At 61.6% G+C, this 24,955-nt stretch carries 23 protein-coding genes; 3 read left to right on the top strand and 20 right to left on the bottom strand.

Features of this window, described 5'->3' with window-relative positions:
* Positions 1 to 217: 217 nt before the first annotated feature.
* The 9 genes from AB4097_RS04765 to AB4097_RS04725 form a co-directional block, all read right to left on the bottom strand.
* Complete coding sequence (locus tag AB4097_RS04765; RefSeq protein ID WP_442037456.1) at positions 218 to 508, bottom strand: GIY-YIG nuclease family protein; 291 nt, start codon at positions 506 to 508, stop codon at positions 218 to 220.
* 165 nt (positions 509 to 673) lie between these two features.
* Complete coding sequence (locus AB4097_RS04760; RefSeq protein WP_442037455.1) at positions 674 to 1,972, bottom strand: ABC transporter substrate-binding protein; 1,299 nt, start codon at positions 1,970 to 1,972, stop codon at positions 674 to 676.
* Between the two features lie 72 nt (positions 1,973 to 2,044).
* A complete protein-coding gene (locus AB4097_RS04755; protein WP_442037454.1) occupies positions 2,045 to 2,854 on the bottom strand; it encodes a sugar phosphate isomerase/epimerase family protein in 810 nt (269 codons plus the stop codon).
* Positions 2,851 to 3,864, bottom strand: a complete 1,014-nt coding sequence (locus AB4097_RS04750; RefSeq protein ID WP_442037453.1) for a hydroxyacid dehydrogenase — start codon at positions 3,862 to 3,864, stop codon at positions 2,851 to 2,853. The genes AB4097_RS04755 and AB4097_RS04750 overlap by 4 nt, the downstream gene beginning before the upstream one ends.
* Positions 3,861 to 5,726 (bottom strand): DUF2264 domain-containing protein, encoded by a 1,866-nt coding sequence (locus AB4097_RS04745; protein ID WP_442037452.1) that lies wholly within the window; start codon positions 5,724 to 5,726, stop codon positions 3,861 to 3,863. Before AB4097_RS04745 ends, AB4097_RS04750 begins: the two co-directional genes overlap by 4 nt.
* Positions 5,723 to 6,784, bottom strand: coding sequence for a LacI family DNA-binding transcriptional regulator (locus tag AB4097_RS04740; RefSeq protein ID WP_442037451.1), 1,062 nt, complete (start codon positions 6,782 to 6,784; stop codon positions 5,723 to 5,725). Before AB4097_RS04740 ends, AB4097_RS04745 begins: the two co-directional genes overlap by 4 nt.
* Before the next feature lie 153 nt (positions 6,785 to 6,937).
* Entirely contained in the window at positions 6,938 to 7,450 is a 513-nt protein-coding gene (locus AB4097_RS04735; protein WP_442037450.1) for a DMT family transporter, read from the bottom strand.
* Positions 7,429 to 7,815 carry an EamA family transporter gene (locus tag AB4097_RS04730; RefSeq protein WP_442037449.1) on the bottom strand — a complete coding sequence of 129 codons (387 nt, stop codon included), beginning with the start codon at positions 7,813 to 7,815 and terminating at the stop codon, positions 7,429 to 7,431. The genes AB4097_RS04735 and AB4097_RS04730 overlap by 22 nt, the downstream gene beginning before the upstream one ends.
* Before the next feature lie 127 nt (positions 7,816 to 7,942).
* Positions 7,943 to 8,215, bottom strand: a complete 273-nt coding sequence (locus tag AB4097_RS04725; RefSeq protein WP_442037448.1) for a hypothetical protein — start codon at positions 8,213 to 8,215, stop codon at positions 7,943 to 7,945.
* A 426-nt stretch (positions 8,216 to 8,641) separates the two neighbouring features.
* Between AB4097_RS04725 and AB4097_RS04720 the strand changes: the two genes are divergently transcribed.
* Positions 8,642 to 11,752 (top strand): ATP-binding protein, encoded by a 3,111-nt coding sequence (locus AB4097_RS04720; protein ID WP_442037447.1) that lies wholly within the window; start codon positions 8,642 to 8,644, stop codon positions 11,750 to 11,752.
* 127 nt (positions 11,753 to 11,879) lie between these two features.
* Here AB4097_RS04720 and AB4097_RS04715 read toward each other — a convergent pair whose 3' ends face one another.
* Both AB4097_RS04715 and AB4097_RS04710 read right to left on the bottom strand, forming a co-directional pair.
* Complete coding sequence (locus AB4097_RS04715) at positions 11,880 to 12,419, bottom strand: class I SAM-dependent methyltransferase (RefSeq protein ID WP_442037446.1); 540 nt, start codon at positions 12,417 to 12,419, stop codon at positions 11,880 to 11,882.
* A 127-nt stretch (positions 12,420 to 12,546) separates the two neighbouring features.
* Entirely contained in the window at positions 12,547 to 13,068 is a 522-nt protein-coding gene (locus AB4097_RS04710; protein ID WP_442037445.1) for a hypothetical protein, read from the bottom strand.
* A 461-nt stretch (positions 13,069 to 13,529) separates the two neighbouring features.
* On the opposite strand from AB4097_RS04710, the gene AB4097_RS04705 reads away from it, so the two are divergent.
* Positions 13,530 to 15,107: a calcium-binding protein gene (locus AB4097_RS04705; RefSeq protein WP_442037444.1), complete on the top strand. Its 1,578-nt coding sequence runs from the start codon at positions 13,530 to 13,532 to the stop codon at positions 15,105 to 15,107.
* A 59-nt stretch (positions 15,108 to 15,166) separates the two neighbouring features.
* Here the strand turns inward: AB4097_RS04705 and AB4097_RS04700 are convergent, their stop codons facing one another.
* The 9 genes from AB4097_RS04700 to AB4097_RS04660 form a co-directional block, all read right to left on the bottom strand.
* Positions 15,167 to 15,625, bottom strand: a complete 459-nt coding sequence (locus AB4097_RS04700; RefSeq protein ID WP_442037443.1) for a YbaK/EbsC family protein — start codon at positions 15,623 to 15,625, stop codon at positions 15,167 to 15,169.
* A 111-nt stretch (positions 15,626 to 15,736) separates the two neighbouring features.
* Positions 15,737 to 16,591 (bottom strand): oxidoreductase, encoded by an 855-nt coding sequence (locus tag AB4097_RS04695; RefSeq protein ID WP_442037442.1) that lies wholly within the window; start codon positions 16,589 to 16,591, stop codon positions 15,737 to 15,739.
* 118 nt (positions 16,592 to 16,709) lie between these two features.
* Positions 16,710 to 17,684, bottom strand: coding sequence for an isoaspartyl peptidase/L-asparaginase family protein (locus AB4097_RS04690; RefSeq protein WP_442037441.1), 975 nt, complete (start codon positions 17,682 to 17,684; stop codon positions 16,710 to 16,712).
* A 5-nt stretch (positions 17,685 to 17,689) separates the two neighbouring features.
* A complete protein-coding gene (locus AB4097_RS04685; protein WP_442037440.1) occupies positions 17,690 to 18,742 on the bottom strand; it encodes a DmpA family aminopeptidase in 1,053 nt (350 codons plus the stop codon).
* Positions 18,742 to 19,638, bottom strand: a complete 897-nt coding sequence (locus AB4097_RS04680) for a polysaccharide deacetylase family protein (RefSeq protein WP_442037439.1) — start codon at positions 19,636 to 19,638, stop codon at positions 18,742 to 18,744. Before AB4097_RS04680 ends, AB4097_RS04685 begins: the two co-directional genes overlap by 1 nt.
* Positions 19,639 to 19,686: 48 nt before the next feature.
* On the bottom strand, positions 19,687 to 20,442 hold the full coding sequence (locus AB4097_RS04675; protein WP_442037438.1) for an SDR family NAD(P)-dependent oxidoreductase: 756 nt from the start codon (positions 20,440 to 20,442) through the stop codon (positions 19,687 to 19,689).
* The gene (locus AB4097_RS04670; protein ID WP_442037437.1) at positions 20,439 to 21,455 is read right to left on the bottom strand and encodes a ketopantoate reductase family protein; all 1,017 of its coding nucleotides are present in this window, start codon (positions 21,453 to 21,455) and stop codon (positions 20,439 to 20,441) included. The genes AB4097_RS04675 and AB4097_RS04670 overlap by 4 nt, the downstream gene beginning before the upstream one ends.
* The gene (locus AB4097_RS04665) at positions 21,452 to 22,150 is read right to left on the bottom strand and encodes a creatininase family protein (RefSeq protein WP_442037436.1); all 699 of its coding nucleotides are present in this window, start codon (positions 22,148 to 22,150) and stop codon (positions 21,452 to 21,454) included. The genes AB4097_RS04670 and AB4097_RS04665 overlap by 4 nt, the downstream gene beginning before the upstream one ends.
* Positions 22,147 to 23,103 (bottom strand): GntR family transcriptional regulator, encoded by a 957-nt coding sequence (locus AB4097_RS04660; RefSeq protein ID WP_442037435.1) that lies wholly within the window; start codon positions 23,101 to 23,103, stop codon positions 22,147 to 22,149. Before AB4097_RS04660 ends, AB4097_RS04665 begins: the two co-directional genes overlap by 4 nt.
* Positions 23,104 to 23,319: 216 nt before the next feature.
* On the opposite strand from AB4097_RS04660, the gene AB4097_RS04655 reads away from it, so the two are divergent.
* The gene (locus tag AB4097_RS04655; RefSeq protein ID WP_442037434.1) at positions 23,320 to 24,900 is read left to right on the top strand and encodes an ABC transporter substrate-binding protein; all 1,581 of its coding nucleotides are present in this window, start codon (positions 23,320 to 23,322) and stop codon (positions 24,898 to 24,900) included.
* Positions 24,901 to 24,955: the final 55 nt, after the last annotated feature.

Raw genomic sequence — 24,955 nt, 5'->3', positions numbered from 1 at the left:
TATGTGAAACACCGAGCTTTTCCTTATCGGGATGGCCGGGACAGGCCCGGCCATGACGTGGGAGGGTGTCATTCCCCAGCGCAAATTCTGGAGTGGCGGCGATAGGTTTCACCCCGTCATCACCGGCCCTGTGCCGGTGATCTCGATCGGAAAGGCGCGGCGCTTCTCCTTATCGGGATGGCCGGGACAAGCCCGGCCATGACGTAGGAGGCAAAGATCAGGCGTTCAGCTCTTCATAGAGATCACGCCAAGTCGGGTTCATCTGAAGAATCAGGTTTGTCTTCCAGACGCGCGGCCAACGCTTGATCGACGTCTCGCGTTGAATGGCATCTGCAATGCTCGGATAGGTTTCGTAATAAACGAGCCGGTTGATCCTGTAGCGTCGAACATGATCGCTGTCGTGTCCGGTTTTGTGCTCCCATATGCGCCGCGCCAAGTTGTTGGTAACGCCTACATAGAGAGCGCCACCGGGGCGGCTTGCGAGAATGTAGACGTAATAGAATTTCACACGCAGAGATTGAGCCGCTTTCCTGAAAGATGCAAGCGGCCATCATCCCTTCCCACGTCATGGCCGGGCTTGTCCCGGCCATCCCGATTGCGTGAAGCGCCGCGCTCTACAGAAGCGAGATCACCGGCACAAGGCCGGTGATGACGTCGCGGGTTTGGACAGCCCCTAATTCACCTTCCGCAGCACGGCATTGCCGTCGTCGACCAGATGCTGGGCCGCGTCGTTGATCGACATCTGGCCGAAGGCGACCTGGTCGGCGACCTTGCGCATGACGTTGTTGTCGAACTCGACGGCGCCGACCGGGACGGGCGGCGGGTAGTCGCTCACCTTGTCGGCCAGGAGGTTGACGTAATCGACCGTCGCGCGCTCGACCTCGTTCAGGTTCGGCAGGATGGCCTCGCGCACCTTCGGCGACATGGGCACGCCGCGCTCGACGCCGAGGATCTTGCCGGCTTCCACGTCGTTGACGAAGAAGCTGATGAAGGCCGCGGCCTTGTCCGGGTTCTTGCTCGTCGCGCCGATGCTCCAGATCAGGGCCGGACGATAATAGTGGCCGGATTTCGTGCCGGGGCCGTTCGTCGGCACCATGGTGATCCCGAGCTTGTTCTTGGTGAGAAGCTGGTAGCCGATGAGCTGGTTCGAATAGGTGAGACCCATGGCCGACTTGCCGAGCGCCAGGGCGTTGCGTTCGATCTGAGCCTGATCGAGCGTCTGCACGTCCGCCGGCACACATCCGTTGCGCTTGCGCAGGTCTTCCCAGTAGCTGAACCACTCCTTCGCATCGTCCACGGTGAACCCGAGCTTGGCGTCTTCCGTGTAAAGCCGCTTGCCGCGCTGGCGCAGCCACACGTCGAACACGTAGTGATAGCGCGCGCCGTAGGGAGCGCCCCAGTAATCAGGACGGCCCACCGCCTTGGTGAGATCGACCGCCATGTCGGCGAACTGCTTCCAGGTGGTCTCGTGGGTCGGGGGCGCGATGCCGGCCTTCTCGAACACGGTCTGATCGTAGAAGAGAGAGAACGAGTTGAGACCGAGGGCGACGCCCCAGAGCTTGCCGTTCGCCCGGCAGAGATCGACCATCTTGTCGCCGAAGCTCGAAATGTCGAGCTGCTTGCCGACATACTCGTCCATGGCCTTCGCGGCGCCGCGTCCGGCGTAATCGGCGAGGCTGCTCGGCTCCAGCTGGAACACGTCGGCGATGTTGCGCCCGGCCATCTGGGTGCCGATCTTCGTCCAGTAATCGGCGCCGACGGGCTCGCCGGCGATCTCGATGCCGGTGCGTTCCGTAAAGAGCTTGCCCACATCGGTGGTGCGCTTCGCCCGGTCCGGCGATCCCCACCAGGTGCAGCGCAACCTTCCGCCTTCGGCCTGCGCCCAGCTCATGCCGGGCGCGTTGATGGCTGCGGCGCCACCAAGCGCCAGGGCCGATTTCAACAAGGTACGACGATTCAGATCAGTCTTCATGGTTTCCTCCCAATCGCTTCTCAACTCTTTCTTCGGCGAGGGAGTGAGAAGCACGCCCCTCGACGCGTGTCGTTATAGAGATCGGGCCGCGCCGACCGGGCGGTTCTCGACCTCTTCCAACATTTGGTGAAACACGGCGGCATCCACGCGGAACTGCTCGGGGCTGTCGTCCCGCACGAATTCCAGCATGGCGAAACGGTCGCCCGGCCAGCGCGTCGCCGGAGCCTCGGTCAGGATGCTGCTCCAGTAGGCTTTCTGGTCAGACAGCGGATAGCGCGCTTTGTCCTTGTCCCACGCGAAGACATGCACATGCGATGTCTCGTGGCCGATGGCGCGCAGCTCGTCGAGCGCCTCCTCGAGCGGAAGGCCGGGTCGCGGCTGCCAGTAGAGAAACACGTTGGGATCGTCGATCTCCGCCATGAGCTTCTGCGCCGAGGCGAGATCGTCCGTCAGGGAATTGGGGTGGTATTCGAGACCGAGCGTGACGGATGCGTCCGCCGCCCGCCGCGCCATGCGCCGGATCAGCGATGCGGCGTGCTTCCGTTCGTCCGCCGAATAGGTCGCGGAATCGCGATTGCGCGTTCCGGGCCAGATGCGGATGTTCGGCGCGCCGAGCGCCTGCGCGGTTTCGAGCACCGTCGCAAAGGCTTCTTCATCGTCGCTCGGCGGCGCGATGTAGGAGCCGTAGGAGATGACGGCGAGACCGGCGCTCTCGGTGAGGCGTCGAACATGGCGAGCAAGGTCGAATTGACCGGGGGGAACATGCACATCGCCCGCCCATTCGATCCCCTCGATGCCGCATTCGGCCGCGAGCCTGACGATGGTCCTCGGCGCGAGTTTGCGGAACGTGACGGAGCACAGGCCGGGGCGGAACGACGTCATGCCATCGTCTCCAAGGCGGTCGCGGTAATGGCCGATTGAAGCGGACGGCCCTCCACGAACCGTTCGATCTCCTCGACCACGTATTCGCCGAGCCGTTCCCGCTCGTTGCCGATGGCGCCGGCGATGTGAGGCGTGAGAAACACGTTCGGCAGGTCGTAGAGCGCGGAGGATTCCTCCGGCACTTCCGGATAGGTGACGTCGATGATCGCATCGATGCGGCCCGTGCGCAGTTCGTCGATAAGATCGTCCTGGTTGACGATGATGCCGCGCGCCGTGTTGATGAACGTGGCCCCGTCGCGTATGAGCCCCAGGTGCCTGCGCTGGAGCATGCCTTGTGTCGAGGGAAGGGCGGGCGCGTGAAGGGAGACCACGTCGGAGCGCCGCATCAGTTCGTCGAGCGAAACGCTTTCCACCCCGAGCGCCGCTGCATCCTGCGCGCTCACAAACGGATCGTGGAGCAGGATGCGGAAGGCGAAGGGCTTCAGGAATTCGATGACGCGCCGTCCGATGCGCGAAGCGCCGATGATGCCGATCGTGCGCCTGAAATTTCCGAGCGGCTGCGAGGTCATCGGGAACGTGCGCGAGCGGTTGCGGTCCGCGCAGTAGATGTCGCGGAAGCGGAAGACCTGCTTGTTGGCGAAGAGGATCGCCGCGAGCGTGAACTCCGCCACCGGGATGGCATTGGCCTCGGCCGCGTGCGTGACCGTAATCCCGGCGTCGATCACGTCGGGGGACAGGAACCCTTTGACCGTTCCGGCCGCATGGGCGATCAGCCGCAGGTTCGGAGCCAGTTCCAGAATATCCCGTTTGATCGCCGGGCAGCCCCAGCCGGTGATCAGGACCTCCGTCTGCCGGAGAACCTCTGGGGCCTGCCCTTGCGTAAACGTCCGGAGCGGCTCGGGATCGAGGATCGTGCATGAGCGGTCCAGCCGCTCCAGCAGGTGCGGGGTGAGGACGCCTTCCGTACGGACAGGGTCCATCGCGAATGCAATTTTTTGCGAACCGGTCATGAGCCCATTCTCCAGGCCAGGGCGCCGACCCGCCGGCCGTCCCGCGCCATGAGAGCTTCGAGTTCGTCGATTGCCGGTGCCAGTGGAATGTCCTTCCAGACATCCGCCACCTGGGCCGGGCCGGGCAGGGCGACGGCTGCCGTCAGCAAAACCGTTTCGCCGCTTGGGATGTCGCCCCGGAGCTGCGGCACGAAGGTCTTCGGGTAGAGAAGATTCGTATTGGGAGGAGCTTTCAACGCGATACCACGCCGCTCAATCGAGGAGCCCAGATCCGCGATGCCGCTGAAATCCTCCGCGCTGATCACCAGGGCGGTTCCGTTGCGTTCGTCGACCTGCTCCAGCTTCCGGTACGCATCCGCGCGCGGAATCGCGAAGCCTCCCTCGGCGGTGCTCAAGGGTCGCGGCGTCCTGATCCGGTGAACCCGTACATGCCATGGTGACGCGGGCAGGAGCCAGGTCTCCACCTCCACGTCGGACCAGGGACGCCAGCGGGCATAGAGCACATTCCCGGCGATGCGAGCGTCCTCATTGGTCTCGCGCACCCGGAAATGCCGGCCATCGTCGCTGAAGGCGAGCATCCCATCCAGGGCCGCACCCTCGAAGATCCGCTCGTCGCTCTCGACGCTGAAGGCATAGCGGGACGAATAGGCGAACTTGGCGTATTTCTCGCTGCCGAACCGCATCTGGAGGTTTTCCTGACCGGCCGAAAGCGCGATCACGTTCCCGGGCGTGTGCATCATCACCATGCCGGGCTGCGGCTGCGACGACGGCTTGGCGAACACGGGAGCCGGCGCCTCCTCGGCGGTCCAGAACGGGTGCGAGGCCGGCAGGGCCAGGGGCAGGAAGGCCTTGAAGGCCCAATAAGGGGAGCCTGCCGAGTTGTAGTTTTCCGACATGAGCAGGTTGGCATAGCCGAACCCGACCGTGAGCACGCCGCTCCTGTCCGTGATGGGAAGCCTCGCCCACCAGCGCAGGTGCCGGAGATAATAGCCCTTCACCTCGCCCCAGGGCAGCGCCTCCTCGTCGGCGAAGGCCAGCGCGGCCCAGAAACCCGCGCAGGCAAAGCGATAGGTCATGCTGCGGCCGTAGACGAGCGCGCCGCCGTCCTCCGCGAACCAGTGCCGGACGTTGGGCGCGAACAGCCGCGCCCAGCCCCGGAACCGGCGCTTCCGCTCCTCGTCCGACGTTGCCAGGGCGGCATAGATCAGCCCGTAGAAATGCATGGCGAAGGGGATGTAATGGTCCACGCGGGGCACATTGCCGTCCCGGTACCAGCCGTCTCCGAGGTAAAACGCTTCCAGTTCCTGGAGGTATTGCTCTGTGATGGTCCGGTCGAACGCCACCCCGGCCTGCTCGAGGCCGAGATCGATCATGACCCGGAAGAATTTCCAGTTATTGTCGGCGAATTCATGCGGCCGGGCCTCCAGCAGGTAGGTCGCGACGTTCTTCTTCGCCCGTTCGTCCAAGGGCTCCCAGAGATGCTGGGGGACAAGGCGCAGCGCAAAGCCCAAAGCGGCCAGCTCGACCATCCTCTGGTCGCGGTCGGTCACCTTGCCCCAGTACTCGGGATGCTCCGGATCCGTCCCGTTGGCGAGGCCCCTCGCATAGAGCGGCCAATGGGGGAACTCTCCCCCGCCCGCCGCATAGGGCGCCAAGCCCCAGAGCGGCCGCGCGAAGCCTTCCAGGTCTGCTGCCGCCTGATCGAAATGCGCCGCCGTGGCGCTGAGGCTCACCCGGGCGCCGCCTTCCGAGAAGGCGGGCAGGAGCGGGGCGAACAGGTCCAGGAGCGCCTTCTCGACATCGTCTCGGGTCCTGAGCGGATTGTCTGCCAGGGGATTGGCGTGAACGGCCGCATAGGTCATGCCAGAATCTCTCTGTTCTTGGACTGATTGGCGCGCGCCTGCACGGTCGCGCCTTCGACCAGCCGGACGGCCAGCTCCACCTTCCGGGGATCGGCGCTCGGATCGGCGATCCGCCGCTGCATGAGGTGATAGGCCTCCTGGCCGATCGCTTCCCGGTCGACATGCATGGTGGTCAGGCGCGGCATGGTCATGGCCGCGCAGGGAAGGTCGTCGAAGCCCATGATGGCGAAGTCCTGGGGGATCGACAGGTGATGGTTGGTGATCGCCTCCATGACGCCGACCGCCATCATGTCGTTCATGCAGAAGACGGCGGTAAAACCTTGGTCCTCTAGGAGGATCGCCTCCATGGCCTCGCACGCCTCGGTGCTGGTCCGGGATGCGGAGGGCAGCTGGACGATGCGCGTGGTCACGCCATTCTTCGCAGCCGCCGCCTCGAAGCCTCGGACACGCTCGCGGATGGTATGGCGGTGGGACATGGTGAAATGGAGGATCCGCCGATGGCCTGCATCGATGAGATGCTGGGTCGCAAGCCGGGCGCCATAGAAATTGGCCGGGGACACGCAATCGAATTGAAGGTTCGGGTCGTTGCCGTTGACCCAGACCGTCGGGAGCTTGGACTCGAGGAGCCAGCCGCACAGATCCTCCGGCGGATCGATGCCGACCAGGAAAACCCCCGAGGCGTCTGTTTCCGACAGGGTCTGCTCGAGTTCGGAGACTTTGAGAGAGGAGGAGCGGACCAGCCGCGGCAGGAGAGTACCGCCCGAACGCGCCGCGGCGCCCCGCAGGCCGTTGAGAATGCCCTCGTAGAAGACCCCAAGGCCGCCGGTCGCATGATCTACGGGGATGAGCGCCACTGCCCGCTGGTTCTGCGGCTGGACCGCCGGCACCGGGCGGATGCTGTAGCCCAGCTCGGACGCGATCCGGATCACCTGATCCCGCACATTCGTGCTGATGCCGGGCTCATTCGCAAGGACGCGGGAAACGGTGCTCACCGAAACGCCGGCGAAGCGGGCGATATCCGTCTGGCGCGGACGCCGACTGAGACTCACTCTCGTCATATCCTCCCACCTTTTCTCGTTGCATGAATTTGTTGCGCAGAGGGGTGAGAGTTGCAATCCTCACGCAAATGCAAATTTTTGCATGATTATGCGCTGAAATTGCATTGGCCGTGTGCAGGGCGAGAGCAGGATTTTTGCTGCAGGCAAAGGGATTTAGCGTCGCGCGCGGGCGACCTGGGTTCCCATGAACGCTGCTAGGATGATCACCAAGCCACCCACAACGAGAGACAGCGTCGGGACGATGCCAAAATAAAGATAATCGGCGACCGAAGAGAACACGATCACCACGTAGCTGAGCGGGGCCAGGATGCTCGCTTCTGCCAGTTGGTGGGAGCGCAGGAAGCAGAACTGGCCGACCTGAGCGAGCGCCCCGATGATGAGTAAGGCAGGCAGGTCGCTCAAGCGAGGCGGCACCCAGACGAAAGCCGCCGGAACGGCCGTCAGGACGGCAAGACCGATCGTGTAGTATATCATCAGGACGACGGCGTGTTCCCCGGTCAGGCGGCGGGTCTGGATGACGCTGAAGGAGCCGAACAGAACCATTCCCAAAGCCGCCAGAAGGCCCCAATCCCAGCTCATCGAACCCGGCTTTACGATGAACAGCACGCTGACGAAGCAGATGACGGACGATATCCAGTGCCGTCTCAGGATGCGTTCGCCCAGCATGACGGCGGCAAATCCCAGGATGACGAAGGGCGGGTGAAGCCGATCACGGTGACGAGCGTCAAAGGCAGGGCGGCCGTGGCAGCATAGTTGCAGCTCAGGGCCATGGTGCTGCAGAGGACCCGCCCGACATGTGCTTTCATCTGCCGGCTGTTGAAGACGTCTGACCGATAGCGCCAGATGAGAGGGGCGATGAGCAGAAGCCCGACGGTGGCGCGAAAGAAGACCAGCTGAATAGCGGGGAAAGTCGCTCCGGCCTGCTTGATGACGCCCATCGAGATGACGACGAACACCATATCGGCCAAGGCAAAGACCGCCCCCTGTCGATTGGCGACATGCCGGTCTTTCACATCGGTGGGAGGCATCATGAAGGAGGGCTCGACCTGGGCAGGCTCATTGCGAAGCCGGCTGGTCGGACAAGTCTCGGTCGATGCCCTTAATATTGCATTAGCGCTTTCAGGAGGCCGCCATCAGAGCCATGCGCTCGGCGGACGATCACGGCTCGCGCCGCTCGACGACCGTATATTCGGCATCGATGATGCCATCCGGCTGCGGGCGAGTTTGAGTACGACGCACCCGGCGCCGGAGATAGAAATGCAAAGCCACGCCGCCTGCAAGCAGGAGAGGGAGCACGATGAAAAGGCCCACCAGCACAATCGCCAGGATGGCGATTCCCGCTGCAGCCACGGCCAACAATCTCACCAGAACAGACAGGAAGCCGCCGCTGCGGCGGGCTGTCGTTCCTGAGCGAAAAACCACGTAGTCCAAGATGGATCCTCCAAATGCGGGAGCGCTCGTCGGCGCAAGAGCAAGATGAGGTGTCCGACATCGCGAGCGGCAACCCGCCCGCCAGAGGGGCCCGGACCCCTAGGCCTGGCTAATGTGGGTGGAGAATTAGGCGGATGCAAGACAGGGAAAACAATACGGTGACGCTTGTCGAGAAGTCACAATATTTCACTGTATTGTCTGGGGAGTTTGACAGTTGGGCGGCGCTAGGTGCGCTGAGTTCTGGAATTATTCGAATGAATATCGCGATACAGTGGAACAAAATGAAGGTTGAGGTGAGCTTTTTCTGTTGGCACGATTTAATGTGATCGGGTGAAACTTCACGCGCGCCTTGCAATGTTGCCGCGATATCTCGTTTAATAGCGGGACGTTGCGATGAAGAGACGGTGCGGGACTGAAGGGCCAGCAATGAATTGTCCACGCTGTGCACAACCTGCTCCGGCCAATGCGCGGTTCTGCAGCCAGTGTGGAGCGCCCCTCGGATCGGATGCGCCCAGTCCGAGCGGTCTTGCGACGGAACCGGTCGGTACCGAGGAATTCAAGCCGGTAACGATCCTCTTTGCGGATATCGTCGCGTCTACGGAGCTGGTTTCGAGACTCGATCCCGAGCAGGCGATGCGGCGTCTGGCGCCGGCCGTCATGCTGATGCGGCGAGCAGCGGAACGTTTCGGCGGAACCCTTATTCACAGCTTGGGCGATGGGATCATGGCCCTTTTCGGTGCGCCGCATGTTCAGGAGGGACATGCTTTGCTGGCGTGCCAAGCTGCCTTGGCCATTCAGGCCGAGATCAAAGGCGTGCTGGGAGCGACAGCCGTCCGGATCGGCCTGCACTCCGGCCTCATCGTTTCCGAGACGAGATTTTCTTGGCCGGTCAACGAACGGGAGGCGTACGGAGTCGCTATCCACATCGCCAGCCGGGTACAATCCTTGGCGGAGCCGGGGACGATCTATCTCAGCGAAGATTGCTACCATCTCGTCGAACGGTTCTGCGCGGCCAAGCCGATCGGGCGCCGCTCGATCAGGGGATTGCAGCACGAGATAAGCGTTTATGAACTCTCGGGCTTTCGGCCATCGTCATCCGAGACGCTGTTCACTGATCCCAATCTTACGCTCTTCCAAGCCCGCGAGCGCGAAATGGCGGATCTGGAAGCATCCTTCCAGACTGCATTGCGCGGGGAAAGTCATATCGTTGGGATATGCGGCTCAGCGGGAAGCGGAAAGTCAAGGCTTTGCTATGAATTCGCCCAACGATGCCGGAGAGATCGGATCCCGGTGATCGAGGTGAGGGCTCAGCCCTATGGCAAGGCTGCGCCGATCCAGACCATTCTCGAAGTTGTACGGCTGCTGCTCGGGATCACTTCGAGCGAGGAGCCCGCTGCGGCCCGCCGGATCGTCACGGAGTGCTTGGACAAGTTTGGCTCTCCTCCCGAGAACGCGATGCCGATCCTGTACGATTTTCTTGGCATCGCCGACAGCACCCCGTTGCAGACCGTGACCCCGAAGATGCGTCATGCTGCGCTTGTGGACATCATCTCCTGGCTGGTCCGTAGTCGCGCCTCCGAGCCGTATGCCATCATCCTGGAAGACCTTCATTGGCTGGACGAGGCGAGTGAGAGCTTCCTGGAGGTCCTTTGCAATTCGATCGCGGGGTCCCATGCCTTTCTGATCGTCAACTACAGACCTTCCTATCAGGCCTCTTGGATGCAAAGGGACGGCTTTCATCTCCTGGAGCTGAAGGATTTCGATTGCAGTCAGATAGACCAGTTCATTTCCTCCGTCGTTGGGCCTCAAGCGGATTTGGCCGAGATCCGAAATCGCATTGCCGAGCGTTCGGGCGGCAATCCCTTTTTTGCCGAGGAGATCATCCACTCGCTGATCGAAAGTGAAGTCCTGATCGGAAAACCCGGAGATTACCGTCTCGGAGGCAAGATTGGGGATACTCCGCTTCCGGTGACGGTCCAGGCCGTTATCGGTGAGCGCATCGACAGGCTTTCACCCTTCGATCGGACAATCCTGCAGATGGCTTCCGTCATTGGAAAAGAGGTGCCGTATACGGTCCTAGAAGCGGTCAGCGCGCAGGAGATGGCCGCTGAGATCAAGCCTGCGCTTCTCCGGTTATGTGCGGTCGAACTGTTGCAGGATCAGGACAGGCCGGATGGGCGCTACTATTCCTTTCGCCATCCCCTCATTCAGGAAGTGGCTTATTCAAGCCAGCTGAAGTCCCGTCGGAGCAGGCTTCATGCCTTCGTGGCCCCTGCCTTGGCGAGCTACTATGCGGAACGACAGGACGAGGTGGCGGGTCTCATCAGTTTTCACTACGAATCGGCAGGCAGCCTTTCCAAGGCCGCGGAATATGCCCGCAAGGCTGCCGAATGGATCGGGTCGATGCACCCTGCTCAGGCGATCAGGCAATGGCAGGTCGTGCGCCGCCTCGTCCATGCTCAAAGCCGGTCCGTGAGAGACAACGCCCTGCTCATCCTCTCGAGTGCCCAAATCGCGTGGCTTGGATGGCGGGAGGGAATGGGTGCCAAGGATGCCGCTCCCTACATCCAGGAAGCACTCGCCGTCGCAAAAGAAACGGACGATACGATGGTTCCCTTGCTTCTCTTCGTGGAGGCCAGGATCAGTGGCGCGAGCGGCGGAGCGGCCGACCATTACGTCGCGCGTGTCACGGATGCGTTGGCGATCCTGGATAATGCCGTTCATCGAAGCCGGGCGGCGACCCTCTACGCCTCCCTGAGCCAGGCCTATGGCTGGGCCGGCCTCTTCAAGGAAGCGCTCGAAGCCAATGATCGTGCCCTCGCTCTGCTGCAATATGTGCAGGATTTCGAGAATCGGTTTCTGGGATACAGCGTCGAGCATTGGACACTCAGCTTGCGAGCGAGGATTCTGATCCATCTCAACCGGATCGACGAGGGAAGAGCTTGGCTCGACCACATGCTATCGATTGAGGATGGGCGGATCGATCCGACAGTTCAGTTCATCAGTCACCTTGGCTATGTGGATCTCGCTTGGCTTTCTGGGGACCCGGACCTCGCCCTATGGCACGCGACGCGCGTGAGCCAACTCGCAGAGCGCCACGGCACCCCTTACCTGAAAGTCTTCGCGTATGCGTGCATGGCGATGGCGAAAGGCCTCGCGGGAGACGCGCAAGAGGCTATCCGGGAACTGGAGGAGGGGCTGGACTTCATGCACTCCGCAAGGGCTGCCCTGGACTACGAGCCGGACATGATGGCCAGTTTGGCCGAATGCCAGGCTCAAGCTGGTCATTATGGGGAAGCTCTTCTGACGGCCGAGCGCACGATCAGGTTATCGCGGGATCGGGCAACCCGCCTTCCTGAGTGCCGCGCCCTGATCGTCGCCGGAGAAGCCATGATCTCACGGCGTGGAAAGGAGCGCCGAAAGGATGCAGTTTATTTCTTCGAGAAAGCCGAGGCACTGATACAGGTGACCGGAGCAATTGTCCTCGAACCTCGGCTAAGAGCCGCTCGGGAGAAGCTGCTCATCGGTAGTTCCTGAGCCGAAAACTATTCTCGGAAACCCTGTCAGTGGTCGCCCAGAGCTGTTTTCACTTGCGTGAAATCACCTCATCTTTGCTATGCCGCATTTACTGACGGTGAACCGGATTGACTTCACCGAAAGTGCTTCAGGGGCTGTGAGGTTCGACGAGCAGCGTAAACTCGCTCATGCCGTAATCATCGATGATGCGGACGTGGGAGCTCAAATGCGTTCGGCAGAACTCGCTCCATCGCTCTGGGCTCGTGCAATAGAGCCCCGTCCTTGTTCGTTCACCGGATGCCGGCACATGAACGAAGTTCACGGCAAAGCCCTTTCGGCTCGTCTTTCGAAGATGAGTCAGTGTCTTCTCGACCAACTGCTCCCAAAGCGGGAACGGCTGATCGAGCATGACGTTGAAGATCCCGCTCGCGATGCTGTAATCCGCTGAACGCGGGCTTTCGACACCCTGTTGAAACCGGATCGTCTCTCCGGTCCAGCGCCTCTTCGCGCTGCGGACCATTGCTGCGGAGAGGTCTATGCCGAGATAATCGACCGGGGTTTGTGGATGATAAAGCGCCAGATAATCGAGAAGGGCGCCATACCCGCAGCCGAGATCGTTAAGCGAGAACGGCCTCTCGAAATCGCAGATCATAAGAAGTTTTCGGAAGCGGAGAGCCTGCGTCGGCATGCAGCTCCAATCCACGCCTAATGGGCTTGGACCATGGCGACAGAGCTTCTGCGTGTAATATCGCTCGACCTGCTGATAAGCGGCGTCGAGTTCGTCTGGGAGTGCGCTTTCCATTCAGATCGAGGGCTTACCTCCGCCGCGGAGTCTTTCGGGCGGTCTTGGGTGCTGCCTTGGCTGTCTTGGTGGGAGCCTTACGGGCCGTCTTCGAGGTTTGCCGGGCCACCCGCGGAGCCGTCTTCGGAAGCATCGGCAGCGACACGATGATGTAGGGTTGCTCCATATAGAAGAGGCCCGTTTTGGAATCTCTGACGACGACCCTAGGTCCTTCGTCGCTGCGGGAATCGTGAGCCTGGAAAAGCACTGGAAGAGGAGTGTCCGATTCTAAATTCTCGACCATCATGTTCATGATCCGGTCGTTGCCGTTCACGCGGGGTTTATCGGACTCGTACTGATCCAGTTCGCCGATAAGTTTGAGCCACCTGTTCCGCGCCCGGGCGTTCCAGAAGCCTCCGAGATTGAGGACGGCAACGCAATCCCGGAAGGAGCGCCCTTTCTGGAAGATTTGGAACTCCTTTTGCAGGATCTTCATCTCATCGATGCCGCCGAAGGCTTCATCCAAGCCCTGAGAGGGGCCGAAGCGAAGATTCATGAGGTCGAATAATCCCGAAATGAAGATATCATCCTCTTTCATGAGGCGGCCCATCACACCCTCCACTGTTCCAATGCGAAGATATTCCGTGTATGCAGATCGCATCAGTCAAGACAGTAAATGTCAAGCTTACTTTGCTGGTTACTTGGGGTAATAAGAATACTGACGCACAGAAAAATGCCTGCCCATTCCTCCTATGGTGCTGTACTGGATAGATAGCTGCATAACGTCGGCCGATCTGTTCTCGCGTGCCTCTGATCAGCAAAGATGGCCGGAGAAAAATGGCTGCCTGTTATTGCGTTGACGAAGAGTTAGGATTAAATAGCTGGGTCATTTTCCGAAATTGTGTTTCATTTCGCTTTGACGATCGCCATTTTCGAAAAGGAAGCAGGCGAAGCGTGCTTCTGCTTTTCAGTCGAGCCTTTTCCAACGCATACCTGAAAGTTTCCCGGTAACCCGCGATGGCTGTCGTCACATTCAGCGACAATATGCGCCCTGGCCTCCGACGGCAGGATTTCTTCACGCCGATCATAGGCCCGATCGGTTATGGCGACGATGGCATGTCTGAGACGGCGACGTTTCAGGTCAATGTCGACCACTCGTTGTTCGATATCATCTATCGCGGTCCTGCCATCGGCGACAATTCAGGTCAGGTTTCGTGGATGGAAATTTGGCTCGGTGCCGAATTATGGCTCACCTACACAAGCGACACAGTTCCGTTCACCTATGACGAGGGCCTCGCAATATTCCATGCGAGTAGTGCTGCGGCGGCGGCTCGGATCATGCAGGGGAGCGATCAACTCATCGGCTCCTCGCATGGCGACTATCTTGAGGGTTATGCCGGGAACGATCATCTCGACGGCGGGGCGGGCGCGGATACGCTGAATGGTGGAGCCGGCAACGATACCTATATCGTCGACAATACTGACGATCGCGTCTTCGAAGCCATTGGCGGCGGCTATGACATCATCTTGACGAGCGTCAGTTTCGCCATGGCGGCCGATGCCGAAATCGAGCAACTGAGGGCCGCTGCCGGGGCGAATTCCCTGACCCTGATCGGCAACGACTTCTCGAACGTCATCGTTGGAACGTCCGGCAACGACGCTCTCGACGGCAAGGGAGGCTTCGATACTCTGATAGGCGGTGCCGGCGACGACCTCTACTTTATCGATTCGTCGTCTGATGTGGTCGTAGAGGAGGCCGGGCAGGGATACGACACGGTCATAGCCTATGCCTCGTTCGTTCTGAGCGACAATGTCGAAGTCCTGAAAGCCGGCGGCGGCGACTTCTATCTCAGCCTGACCGGGAATGCGCTCTCGAACGAGATCTTCGGCAATGCGGGGGCGAACTTCATTGACGGCCGTGATGGTGACGACTGGCTCTATGGCGACGGCGGCAACGACGTCATCTACGGAGACAACGGGCAGGACGTCCTCTATGGGGGCATGGGCGACGATTTCCTTTCCGGTGGGGAGGGCAATGATTCCCTCTATGGAGACGTCGGCAACGACTTCCTCGACGGCGGCGGCGGCCACGACGTCCTCTTCGGCGGGAACGGGCTCAACCGACTGCTGGGACAGGACGGTAACGATACGCTGTACGGAGGGATGGACGCCGATACCCTCCTAGGCGCGGACGGCAACGACAGGCTTTACGGCGACGCCGGAAATGACTCTCTTGATGGTGGAGCAGGCAAGGATACTCTGTCCGGCAGTTGGGGGCGTGACGTTTTCACCTTCAAGGATAAGCTGAACGCCAAGACCAATGTCGACACAATCACGGACTTTAACGTCAAGGACGATACGATCCGCCTGGAGAACAGCATCTTCAAGAAGCTCGGCAAGGCCGGAAAGCTGAAGCCCGACTTCTTCACCATCGGCAGCAAGGCGAAGGACGGCAACGATTACCTGATCTACAACAAGAAGTCCGGGTACCTCTATTACGATGCGGACGGCTCCGGATCCAAGTCCAAAGCCATCCTCTTCGCCAAGCTGAAATCCGGCCTCTCCCTGACCGACAAGGATTTTTACGTCATTTAGGCCGCTGAGTTAAAAGTCTGCGCGCATTGGCTCCGTCCAATAGATGGGCTTCTCCGAGCTTACTGGCAAACATCGACCCAATCGGCGCCGACGAGCTCGGCCATGCGCTGCGGATGAATGCGCACGGCCGTGTGGATCGAGCCTGCCGCCGGAACGACTTCGTCGAAGGCCTTCAGGGAAATGTCGCAATAGACCGGCAGCGGTGTTGCCAATCCGAAGGGGCATACGCCGCCGACAGGGTGTCCGGTGAGCGCCTGAACCTGTTCCGCGTCCAGCATCGAGGCCTTGCCGCCGAAGGTCGCCTTGACCTTGCGATTGTCGAGGCGGGCCGTGCCGCTGGTGACGACCAGAAAACTCTTCTCCCCCACGCGCAACGACAGCGTCTTGGCGATCTTTTCCGGCCCGACGCCGTGCGCTTCCGCCGCCTGGGTGACGGTGGCGGTGCTGGCCTGCATCTCGATGATCTCGATATCCGGTGCGTTTTGGGCGAGGAAGGCGCGAACGGATTCAAGGCTCATGGTCGAGGGGCTCCTTTGTCGGAAGATGAGGCCAGCGACATACCATGAGTGCGCCGCCTGACGCGATACTGTCAGGATAGCCGCAGCCCCGTTGCCCGGGTCAATCTGGTCCTAGCGTTCGCTTTCGGGATAATCGGCACCCCGGCTCGTCTCGGCCCAGGCCTCGACCTCCGCAAGAGTCTCCCTCAACTTTTCCCGAATGCCGTCGAGCGCAATGGCGCCCAAAGCCAGGTGCTTGGGCGGATCTTTCGCCTCGACAGCCTTGATGATGGCTTGTGCAGCGCGTACGGGATCGCCCGGCTGTTTGCCGCTGTAATTCGCCGTGGTTTCGAGGCGGGCACCAACCGTGTCTTGGTAATCGGAAATCGCCGGACGCCGTTGCTGAAGGGAACGGCCCGCCCAATCGGTGCGGAACGGTCCGGGCTCGACGCAGGTCACCTTGATCCCGAGTGGTGCGACCTCCTTGGAGAGTGCGTCTGACAGACCCTCCACCGCATGTTTGGTGGCGGCATAATATCCGGAGCCCGGATAGCCGATGAAACCTGCCTGCGACGAGATATTGACGATGTGCCTCTGCCGACGGGCGCGCATGCCGGGAAGAACGGCACGGGTCATTGCGGCGAGTCCGAAGACGTTCGTCTCGAACTGCGCGCGGATCTCCGCATCATCGCCTTCCTCGATGGAAGCCTGATAGCCGTAGCCGGCGTTGTTCACGAGCACATCGATCGCGCCGAAACGCTCTTCGGCTGCTTTGACGGCAGCAGTGATGTCATCATTGCTGGTGACGTCGAGCGAAAGGGCGAGTGCCCTGTCCTCATGCCCACGGGTGAGATCCTGGACCCGGCCGGCATCGCGGGCGGTCACGACGGCACGCCAGCCCCGGTTCAGAACGAGTTGGGCGAGTTCCCGCCCGAATCCGGTGGAGCAGCCCGTGATGAACCAGACAGGATTCTCATTGAGCGGCATGGGACATTCCTCTTCAGGGCAGGTTCATGACGGGTGGGATATAGGCGCTTCTCAAGGCTGGGGAAGAGTCGCAGGGAGGCACCACACGGCTTCCGTTACATCGATGTATTGGTCGCCCTCACATCCGTCCGAAGTCGACGAGGGGCTCATCGTAGATCGCCGTCAGCAGCCTGCCGTCAGTCTTGACCATGCCGCGATACATGCCTGAACAGTTGAAGGGCAGGGACACGTTGCCGGCATGATCGACCGCGACGATGCCCCCGGATCCTCCGACCGGTGCCAGCATGTCGATCACCACGGCGCGCGATGCTTCCTCCAGGGACTGGCCCGCGTAGCGCATCCGTGAGGCGATCTCATGAGCCGCCGCATAGCGGATGAAGATCTCGCCATGGCCCGTTGCCGAAATGGCGCAGGTCTCGTTGTCCGCCCAGGTTCCCGCGCCGATCACGGGACTGTCGCCGACACGTCCGGGTGCTTTCGCCGTCATTCCCCCGGTGGATGTTGCTGCGGCAAGATTCCCGTGGCGATCGCGGGCGACCGCGCCGACCGTACCGTGCTTGCGCGACTCGTCCTGGTCGTCAGCGCCGCTCTTGCGCATGGCGAGCGTTTCCTGCAGCGCATTCCAGCGTTGTTCGGTGTAGAAATAGGACGCTTCCTCGAAGGTGAGGCCCTGCTTGCGGCAGAACTCCAGAGCGCTTTCGCCGATGAGGAGCACGTGACCGGAGTGCTCCATCACGGCGCGGGCGGCGAGAACCGGATTCCGGGGGCCGCAGATCCCGGCGACGGCACCGGCCGAGCGGTCGCGGCCATCCATGACGGCGGCGTCCATCTCTTGCTTGCCTGCCGAGGTATAGACGGCCCCGCGTCCGGCATTGAAAAGCGGTTCGTCCTCGAGTGCCATGACGGCGGCCGACACGGCATCGAGCGCGGCACCACCATCGGCGAGGACGGCGCGACCGGCGTCCAGGGCCCGGCGCAGGCCCGCATGATAGGCAGCTTCCCGTTCAGGCGTCATCTTGCTGCGAAGGATCGTGCCTGCGCCGCCATGGATCGCGAGGGCGAATTCGTTATCAAAGGTCGTGCTGCCGGTCATGGTGTTCACGCTTCAGGTGAGAGGGATTTAAGAATGTCAAACAGGCCCGGACGATGATGGCCCGAGCGGCCGGTCATGGAGCCTGCGGCGACGAGCGCGTCGAGCACGGCCTCCTGCGTTGCATCGGCCATGGCCTCGAAGAGGAGGTCGATGCGATCCTCGTTGAGAATTTGGAGACCGACGAGAGTCGCCTTCTCGTCATGGGACAGGATGTTGGCGGTGGTGAAGCCGAGAGCGATGTCGCCGCTGCCATGCCCCCAGAAGGAGCCCAGGCGCGCCAGTCCGACGCCGGAGCGCCGGATGACGCGCTTGATCTGTCGGTCGCTCAGCGGAATATCCGTGGCGGCAATGATGATGATGGAGCCCTTCTCCGTCACTGTCCCGTCGAGGACGCTGGAAGGAGAAACGATCCTGCCATCGGGCAGACGAAGGTCTCCGGGGCGCCCGAAATTCGACAGAACAAGCACACCGAGGTGATAATGCTGGCCATCGAGGTCAAGACGGCGGGAAGACGTGCCGATTCCACCCTTGAACCCGAAGGTGCTCATCCCGCAGCCGGCTCCTACGGAGCCAATCGCAAACTGGGATGAAGCAGCCTCCAGAGCTGCGTAGGCGTCCGCTTCCGTGATCGCGAGAGCCTGAATGTCGTTGAGGTAACCGTCATTGCACTCGAACACGACCGGGTTCACGGTGGCGGTCTCGCGGCCGATATCCGGGTTCTGCGCGATGGCATGGCGCACGAGGGCGGTGCAGCAGGTGCCGACCGACAGAGTGTTGGTGAGGACGATGGGCGTCTCGAGGGTGCCCAGCTCCTCCACCTGAACGAGGCCGGCGCTTTTGCCGAAGCCGTTCAGCACGTGAACGGCCGCGACAGGCTTCTCACGATAGAGATTTCCACCATGGGGTACGATGGCCGTCACCCCTGTGCGAAGATCGCCATCGATGAGCGTCCGATGCCCCACGCGCACGCCTGGGACATCGGCAATGCTGTTGCACGTGCCGGCCGAAATGTTGCCGCAGGCGAAGCCGAGGTCCCGGGCGCGGAGAGGGCGGTTCATCAGGCGCATTCCGCCTTGACGAAGGCGGCGATCTCCGCATGGGTGGCGATCCACACATCGGACCGGCGGGTGATCTCCTCCAGGAGCTTTTCGAGGATCCAGATGCGCGAGCGGTAGCCGGTCACGTGCGGGTGCATGGTGAGCAGGAAGAGCCCGCCTTCCTCGTAGGCCCGTTCGAACTCACGGAAGAAGATGTCGAAGACGGCAGTCGGGGGCGTGTGCGGGCGCAGGCCGTTGAAGCGGTGCATGTTGAAATACACCGCATCGTCGCGGATCCACTCCACGGGAAGCTCCACGATGCCCGTGGGCTCTCCCTGTTCAACCAACTCGTAAGGATCGTCGTCGGCCATGAGCGACGAATCGTAGAGGAGGCCGAGCTCCCGCTCGATGCGCAGCGTCGTAGGGCTGAAATCCCAGGACGGGGTGCGCAGGCCTACGGGCCGCACGCTGGTGATCCGCTCCAGGGTATCCGCCGCGCGGAACATCAGGTCCCGCTCGATCTCGTAGGGAAGCTGGCTGTTGAGTTCGTGAATCCAGCCGTGGATGCCGATTTCATGGCCTTCCGCAACAACCCGGCGCTGCTCGTCCTCGTAGAGGAGGGCGGCGACGGCCGGAACGAAGAACGTCGCTTTGGCATCGTATTTGGCAAGCGCATTGAGGATGCGCGGCACACCCTGCCGATTGCCGTATTGTCCCTGAGACATGCGGCCGATAGATTTGCCGCCATCGCGCAGTTCATTCGTCTCATGATCCGAATCGAAGGAGAGCGCCACGGCGCAGCGGGCGCCGTTCTTCCACTTGGCGGGCTTCATGGAGCGGCCGGCGCGCACATGGTCCACCTTGCTGCGCCATGTCTGCTCATCCCAACGCCATGGCTGGCTGCTGATATCGTCCATGATTCTTCCTCAAATTCCTTCGTTCAATATCTATACGCTTGTGCCGGCTCAGGAGCGGCCGCCATCGGCGGAGATGATCTGTCCCGAAATCCAGGACGCCGCGTCGGACACCAGGAACATCACCGCGTTTGCGATGTCCTGCGGGTAGCCGAGGCGCCGTGTGTGGATGCTCTCAACCAGACGTGCTTGACCTTCGGGGCCGTAGCTCTCCCACTGGCGCTGCGTCGCCGGGTTCGACAGAACGAAGCCCGGGGCCACGCTGTTGACCGTGATTCCATGCGGACCGAGTTCCAAGCTGAGCTGCTTCGTCAGTCCGACGAGGGCATGCTTCGAGGCCGTATAGGCTTGGATGCCTGTCAGGCTCGGGCGAAGGCCGGCGCCGGACGAGATATTGACGATGCGGCCGAACTTCTGTCGCTTCATATGCGGGGCCACGGCCTGGGAGCACCAGAATGCGCTGTGCACATTGGCCTCGAAGAGGACGAGCCAGTCCTGCTCGCTGACGTCTTCAATCGGTTTAGCCACCTGCCCACGAACGCCCCCGGCGCAATTGACGAGGACGTCGATGCCGCCGAGGCTTTCCGCCATCTCGTCGATGACGCGACCAACCGCGGCGCGATCGGCAAGATCGAGTGTACGGGTCGCTTTGGCTCCAGCCTCCGCGGCAACGCGCAATCCGGCCTCATCCATGTCGAGCGCCCAGACATGGGCGCCCTCGGCCGCGAGGCATTGGACGATGCTTCGTCCGATTCCCTGGGCTGCACCGGTCACGGCGACCCGGCGATTGGTGAAATCCAGATTCATGGCGTCAGCATCTCGTCGAGAGTGGACCAGGATTGTTCGCGCCGGCCATCCTCGATGTCATGGATCAGCGCGACGAGCCTGCTGATGGCAGGCGTGGGAATGCCGGCTTCCTGGCCGAGGGTCGCAATGATGGCGATCTGCGCGTCAACTTCGGTCTTGCGCTTGCGCACCGCGAGATCCCGCCAGATGCCGGAATGGGTCTTCGCCGTATGCCGGTTGAACTCGGCCATGTCGGCGACGGAGCTCCGCGCGGCCGCCTCGTCGGCTCCCGGCATGAAGGCATCGGGATCGAACCCGTTGAACCCCAACGGCTTCACGCCACGGGCCTTTGCGATCGCCATGACCTCTTGGCCGAGACGGTGATAGACCGGAAAGTGCCTCTCGGAGGCGAGGTTCTCCGACATGGACGCATTGGTCAGCGCGGTCGCGAAAAGCAGCGAGCCGTAGCCGAGCTTGCCCCAGAGATATCCCCAAATATTGTCGGTGAGCACAGCCTTCGGCTCGAAGATCGAGAGCAGGCGATGGTAGTCGCGTATGACATCCGTCGCTTGCCCGTCGAGACCCCCGACCGCCACAGCGGCGCGATTGCCGAAGAGGATGCGGCCAGGCTCGAGCCAGTCCGCGCCGAAATTGACGAAGCAGCCGATGGTCCGCTCGGCGCCGATTTCCTCGGCGATAACGATCTCGTTCAACCCGTTCTGCGCGGACAACACGGTGCCGTTCTCGGCGAGATGTGGTTTCAGGGCCCGCACGGCATCGGGGGTATGATGTGCCTTGACGGCCAGGATGATGCGCTTGAACCGTCCTTCGACCTCGTGGGGTAGGACTGCCTTCACGGATTGTCGAAAAGTCTCGACGGGCCCCTCGATGGAGAGGCCATCGCGGTTCATGGCGGACACGTGCGGCTCGACGATATCGACGAGCCGCACGTCCTCACCGGCGCGGGCGAGATAGGCGCCCAGCGTTCCGCCGATGGCGCCGGCACCCCAGATCAGAATGGCGTTCTCGGTCATGACCAGTTCTCGATCAGCGCGCGGGTTTCTTCGATGGCGACCGCCCAGATGGCGTTCATGTCTTCATCGGACCGCTGAAAGTATCCGCCGAAATTGCCGTCCTGCAGGATCTCACGGACCCCTTCCGGGCCGAAGGTGCGCATGCGCTCCAGATCGACCATCGACTTCTGGTGGGAGGGCTGCTCGACGCCGGGCAGTCGGGTCCAGGGAAAGTTCTCCATCCAGGAAGCATGGGAGGCGACCGGGTCGATCTGCTTCACCTTCTCGAAGGTGCGCGGAGCATTCCACCAGTTGTGGAACTTCACCCGGCAATCGGGGTTCTCACCCATCCATTCGATAGCGGCCGTCTGGCCGGGCGTATTGCCGCCATGGCCATTGACGAAGAGGATCCGGCGAAAGCCCGTACGCTTCAAGGATTCGAGAATGTCTGTGATGATGCGCAGATAGGTATCGGCTTTCAGCGAGATGGTTCCCGGGTAAGCCATGAAATAGGGCGTGATCCCATAGGCCTGCACGGGAAACACCGGCACGCCGGTCGGGGCGGCCGCCTCAGACGCCACGCGCTCGGCCAGAATACTATCGACGGACAGGCTCAGATAGGCGTGCTGCTCCGTGCAGCCGAGCGGAACCACGGCGCGATCATCCGTCTTCAGGTATTCTTCGACCTGAAGCCAGTTCATCTCACTGATTTTCATGAAGGGTCTTCCTCTTGCATAACGATGGATGAGCGCAGGCGCTCCAGCACGGGGAGCAACGTGGCGCGGATGGCATGGGGATCCGGCATATAGCGGAACTCCATGGCCTGGCGATTCTTCGGCAACATCCTTCTGACGGTCGCTTCGGCACCGCTGGCATAGATCGCTACGTCGACCTGAGACAGGAATGCTTCCAGATCAGGCGCCGTGATCAGGCGCACGTCCACATCGGAGACATGCGGTGCGAAACGCAGCACGCCAGGTTTCATCAACGCTGTGAATTCGGGAAAGATCGACACGATACCGATGCGGGCCATGGGGTCGATCATGGCGAGCTGCGTCCGCGTCTCCTCAGAGGGGATAAAGCTCATTCCAACGACGGGTATGCCGCTGGGGACGAGATGCTCGACCTCGCCGCGACGGTGTGCGAGCGTGACACAGATATCGCAGGGCAGGGGGAAGGTCTCGCCCGCATGCAGGGCATCGACCGTCGTCACGGTGATGGTGTCGCCCGTGCCGAGATATTCCTGGATTCTATTGGCATATTGCCGTGTCGTCTCGACGAAGTTGCCTACCATGACGAGCCGCAGTGGGCGCGACGGCGTCGGGCCTCGCGCAGCGCGGGCATTCACCAGCGACGAAACGACGGAAGGCGCAAGACCGAGTTGCTCAGCCTCATTGAAAAGTGTTTCGATTCGGTTTTGGATCTTGCGGATCGCGGACGAACGCAATCCGTCGCTGCTGTGTCCGTCGCCTACATAGGTGCCTGCTCCCGGCTTCGCCTCGATGAGACCGGCCTCGCGCAGTTCGCGATAGACCGTCGCGACCGTCATGTGTGCGATGCCGGCTCGCTCAGCCAGTTCCCGCACCGAAGGCAGGCGCTGGCCTGTGGGCAGTTCACCAAGCGCAATCCCGAACTCGATCAAGCCGCGCAACTGGATGCCGAGCGGCACCGGGAGAGAACGGTCGAGCGCCGCCGCCAGATTGGCGAGAATGCGCTCATCGGGCGTCTGTTCCGTTTCTTTATAACGGGTGCTTGCATAAGCGTCAGGCGTTGGTTCAGGTTTGGGCACGGCGCTGTTGACTTTTCTTAACCGAGTGACCTACCGTTCTAATCGATAAGAACACCTTGGACGAAAAGCCAGGGTCTTAGCAAGAGGGGAAGTGAAGTGAAACAAAACTTCAAACTTGGTGGATCGCTCGTTGCGGCTTTCGTTCTGGGCACGGTTCTCTGCGGGTCGGTTTCCGCACAAACGCTGACCATGGGACTGCGCGCCGGTCCCGACTCGATCGATCCGCATTGGTCGACGCTTGGCAGCCAGGCGGAAGCCCTGCGCCACATCTTCGATACGCTCGTGATGTCGGACGAGAACCTGGGGCTGAAGCCCGGTCTCGCCACGTCCTGGAAGCCGATCGACGACACGACCTGGGAGTTCAAGATCCGCGAGGGTGTGAAATTCCATGACGGATCGGAGCTGACCGCCGAGGACGTGAAGTTCTCGATCGATCGCATCCCGGTCGTCACCGGCCCGATGAGCATGACCATCTATACGAAGCAGGTTGCGGAGACGAAGGTCGCCGACAAGTATACCCTGCATGTGAAGACGAAGTCGCCCGCGCCGACCCTGCCGAACGATTTCATCCGTCTCTTTGTCGTGTCGAAGAATGTCGGCATGGAGGCACGCAACGAGCAGTTCAACTCCGGCAAGGCCGCCATCGGCACCGGTCCCTACAAGTTCGTGTCCTGGGAGCCGAAGGGTGATCTCGTCCTCGAGCGCAATGACGATTACTGGGGCGGAAAGCAGCCGTGGCAGAAGGTGGTCCGCAAGGAAATTCCGAGCGATCCGGCCCGCATGGCAGCCCTGAAATCCGGCCAGGTCGATCTCGTCAATTACGTGCCCGCCACCGACTATGCCGCGATGCAGAAGGACAAGTCGGTCGACACGTTCGTGGCCGATTCGGTGTACTTCCTGAACATCACGCCGAACGTGAAGGAGACCCTGCCGAAGAAGGCGAAGGTCGACGGTAAGGAAATCGACGCGAACCCGCTGCGCGATCCCAAGGTGCGTGAAGCCATGGATCTCGCCATCGACCGCAAGACGCTCGTTCGCGTCGTGCTCGAAGGTCTGGGTCGTCCGGCCAACCAGCTGATGCCGTCCAACTTCTTCGGCGGCAACAAGAACCTGCCCGAGAAGCCCTACGATCTGGCCAAGGCGAAGCAGCTTCTCGCCGATGCCGGCTACCCGAAGGGCTTCGAGATCGATTTCCACTGCACCAACAACCGCCTGCCGGGCGATGGCGCGGTGTGCGAAGCGCTCTCGCAGATGTGGGCCCGCGCCGGCCTGAAGGTGAACGCGAACGCGCTCAACGGCACGGTGTTCTTCCCGGCTCAGCAGAAGGGCGAGTTCTCGCTCTGGATGAGCGGCTGGGGCACGCTGACCGGCGAGGCGAGCTATACTTATGGCTCGCTCGTGCACACGGCGGATCCGCAGATCGGCCTCGGCGCCTTCAACAAGCAGGGCTATTCCAATCCGGAAGTGGACAAGCTGCTTCAGGAAGGTGCTCGCACCATGGACGATCCGAAGCGTCGCGCTCTCTTCGAGAAGGTGACGGAGGTCTCTATGAACGACCGTGCGCTGATCCCGACCGTTCAGATCCAGACGGTCTGGGCCGCCAAGAAGGGCATGCTCACGATCCCGGCGCGCGTCGACCAGGAGACCCTGGCCTACGAGATCAAGCCGAAGAGCTGATCGTATCGATGGCTGGTCGGGTCATTCGGGCCCGGCCCGTTTCTCTCCCGGAGGG

The organism is Microvirga sp. 2MCAF35, from assembly GCF_052115545.1.
Classification (GTDB): Bacteria; Pseudomonadota; Alphaproteobacteria; order Rhizobiales; family Beijerinckiaceae; genus Microvirga.
This window is presented reverse-complemented; position numbering and strand designations above follow the sequence as displayed.

What these genes read in the sequence shown, in the direction of transcription:
- AB4097_RS04760 (WP_442037455.1), bottom strand. Translation starts at nt 1,972, where the DNA reads ATGAAGACTGATCTGAATCGTCGTACCTTGTTGAAATCGGCCCTGGCG.
- AB4097_RS04755 (WP_442037454.1), bottom strand. Translation starts at nt 2,854, where the DNA reads ATGACGTCGTTCCGCCCCGGCCTGTGCTCCGTCACGTTCCGCAAACTC.
- AB4097_RS04750 (WP_442037453.1), bottom strand. Translation starts at nt 3,864, where the DNA reads ATGACCGGTTCGCAAAAAATTGCATTCGCGATGGACCCTGTCCGTACG.
- AB4097_RS04745 (WP_442037452.1), bottom strand. Translation starts at nt 5,726, where the DNA reads ATGACCTATGCGGCCGTTCACGCCAATCCCCTGGCAGACAATCCGCTC.
- AB4097_RS04740 (WP_442037451.1), bottom strand. Translation starts at nt 6,784, where the DNA reads ATGACGAGAGTGAGTCTCAGTCGGCGTCCGCGCCAGACGGATATCGCC.
- AB4097_RS04735 (WP_442037450.1), bottom strand. Translation starts at nt 7,450, where the DNA reads ATGCTGGGCGAACGCATCCTGAGACGGCACTGGATATCGTCCGTCATC.
- AB4097_RS04730 (WP_442037449.1), bottom strand. Translation starts at nt 7,815, where the DNA reads ATGATGCCTCCCACCGATGTGAAAGACCGGCATGTCGCCAATCGACAG.
- AB4097_RS04720 (WP_442037447.1), top strand. Translation starts at nt 8,642, where the DNA reads ATGAATTGTCCACGCTGTGCACAACCTGCTCCGGCCAATGCGCGGTTC.
- AB4097_RS04715 (WP_442037446.1), bottom strand. Translation starts at nt 12,419, where the DNA reads ATGCCGACGCAGGCTCTCCGCTTCCGAAAACTTCTTATGATCTGCGAT.
- AB4097_RS04710 (WP_442037445.1), bottom strand. Translation starts at nt 13,068, where the DNA reads ATGAATCTTCGCTTCGGCCCCTCTCAGGGCTTGGATGAAGCCTTCGGC.
- AB4097_RS04705 (WP_442037444.1), top strand. Translation starts at nt 13,530, where the DNA reads ATGGCTGTCGTCACATTCAGCGACAATATGCGCCCTGGCCTCCGACGG.
- AB4097_RS04700 (WP_442037443.1), bottom strand. Translation starts at nt 15,625, where the DNA reads ATGAGCCTTGAATCCGTTCGCGCCTTCCTCGCCCAAAACGCACCGGAT.
- AB4097_RS04695 (WP_442037442.1), bottom strand. Translation starts at nt 16,591, where the DNA reads ATGCCGCTCAATGAGAATCCTGTCTGGTTCATCACGGGCTGCTCCACC.
- AB4097_RS04690 (WP_442037441.1), bottom strand. Translation starts at nt 17,684, where the DNA reads ATGACCGGCAGCACGACCTTTGATAACGAATTCGCCCTCGCGATCCAT.
- AB4097_RS04685 (WP_442037440.1), bottom strand. Translation starts at nt 18,742, where the DNA reads ATGAACCGCCCTCTCCGCGCCCGGGACCTCGGCTTCGCCTGCGGCAAC.
- AB4097_RS04680 (WP_442037439.1), bottom strand. Translation starts at nt 19,638, where the DNA reads ATGGACGATATCAGCAGCCAGCCATGGCGTTGGGATGAGCAGACATGG.
- AB4097_RS04675 (WP_442037438.1), bottom strand. Translation starts at nt 20,442, where the DNA reads ATGAATCTGGATTTCACCAATCGCCGGGTCGCCGTGACCGGTGCAGCC.
- AB4097_RS04670 (WP_442037437.1), bottom strand. Translation starts at nt 21,455, where the DNA reads ATGACCGAGAACGCCATTCTGATCTGGGGTGCCGGCGCCATCGGCGGA.
- AB4097_RS04665 (WP_442037436.1), bottom strand. Translation starts at nt 22,150, where the DNA reads ATGAAAATCAGTGAGATGAACTGGCTTCAGGTCGAAGAATACCTGAAG.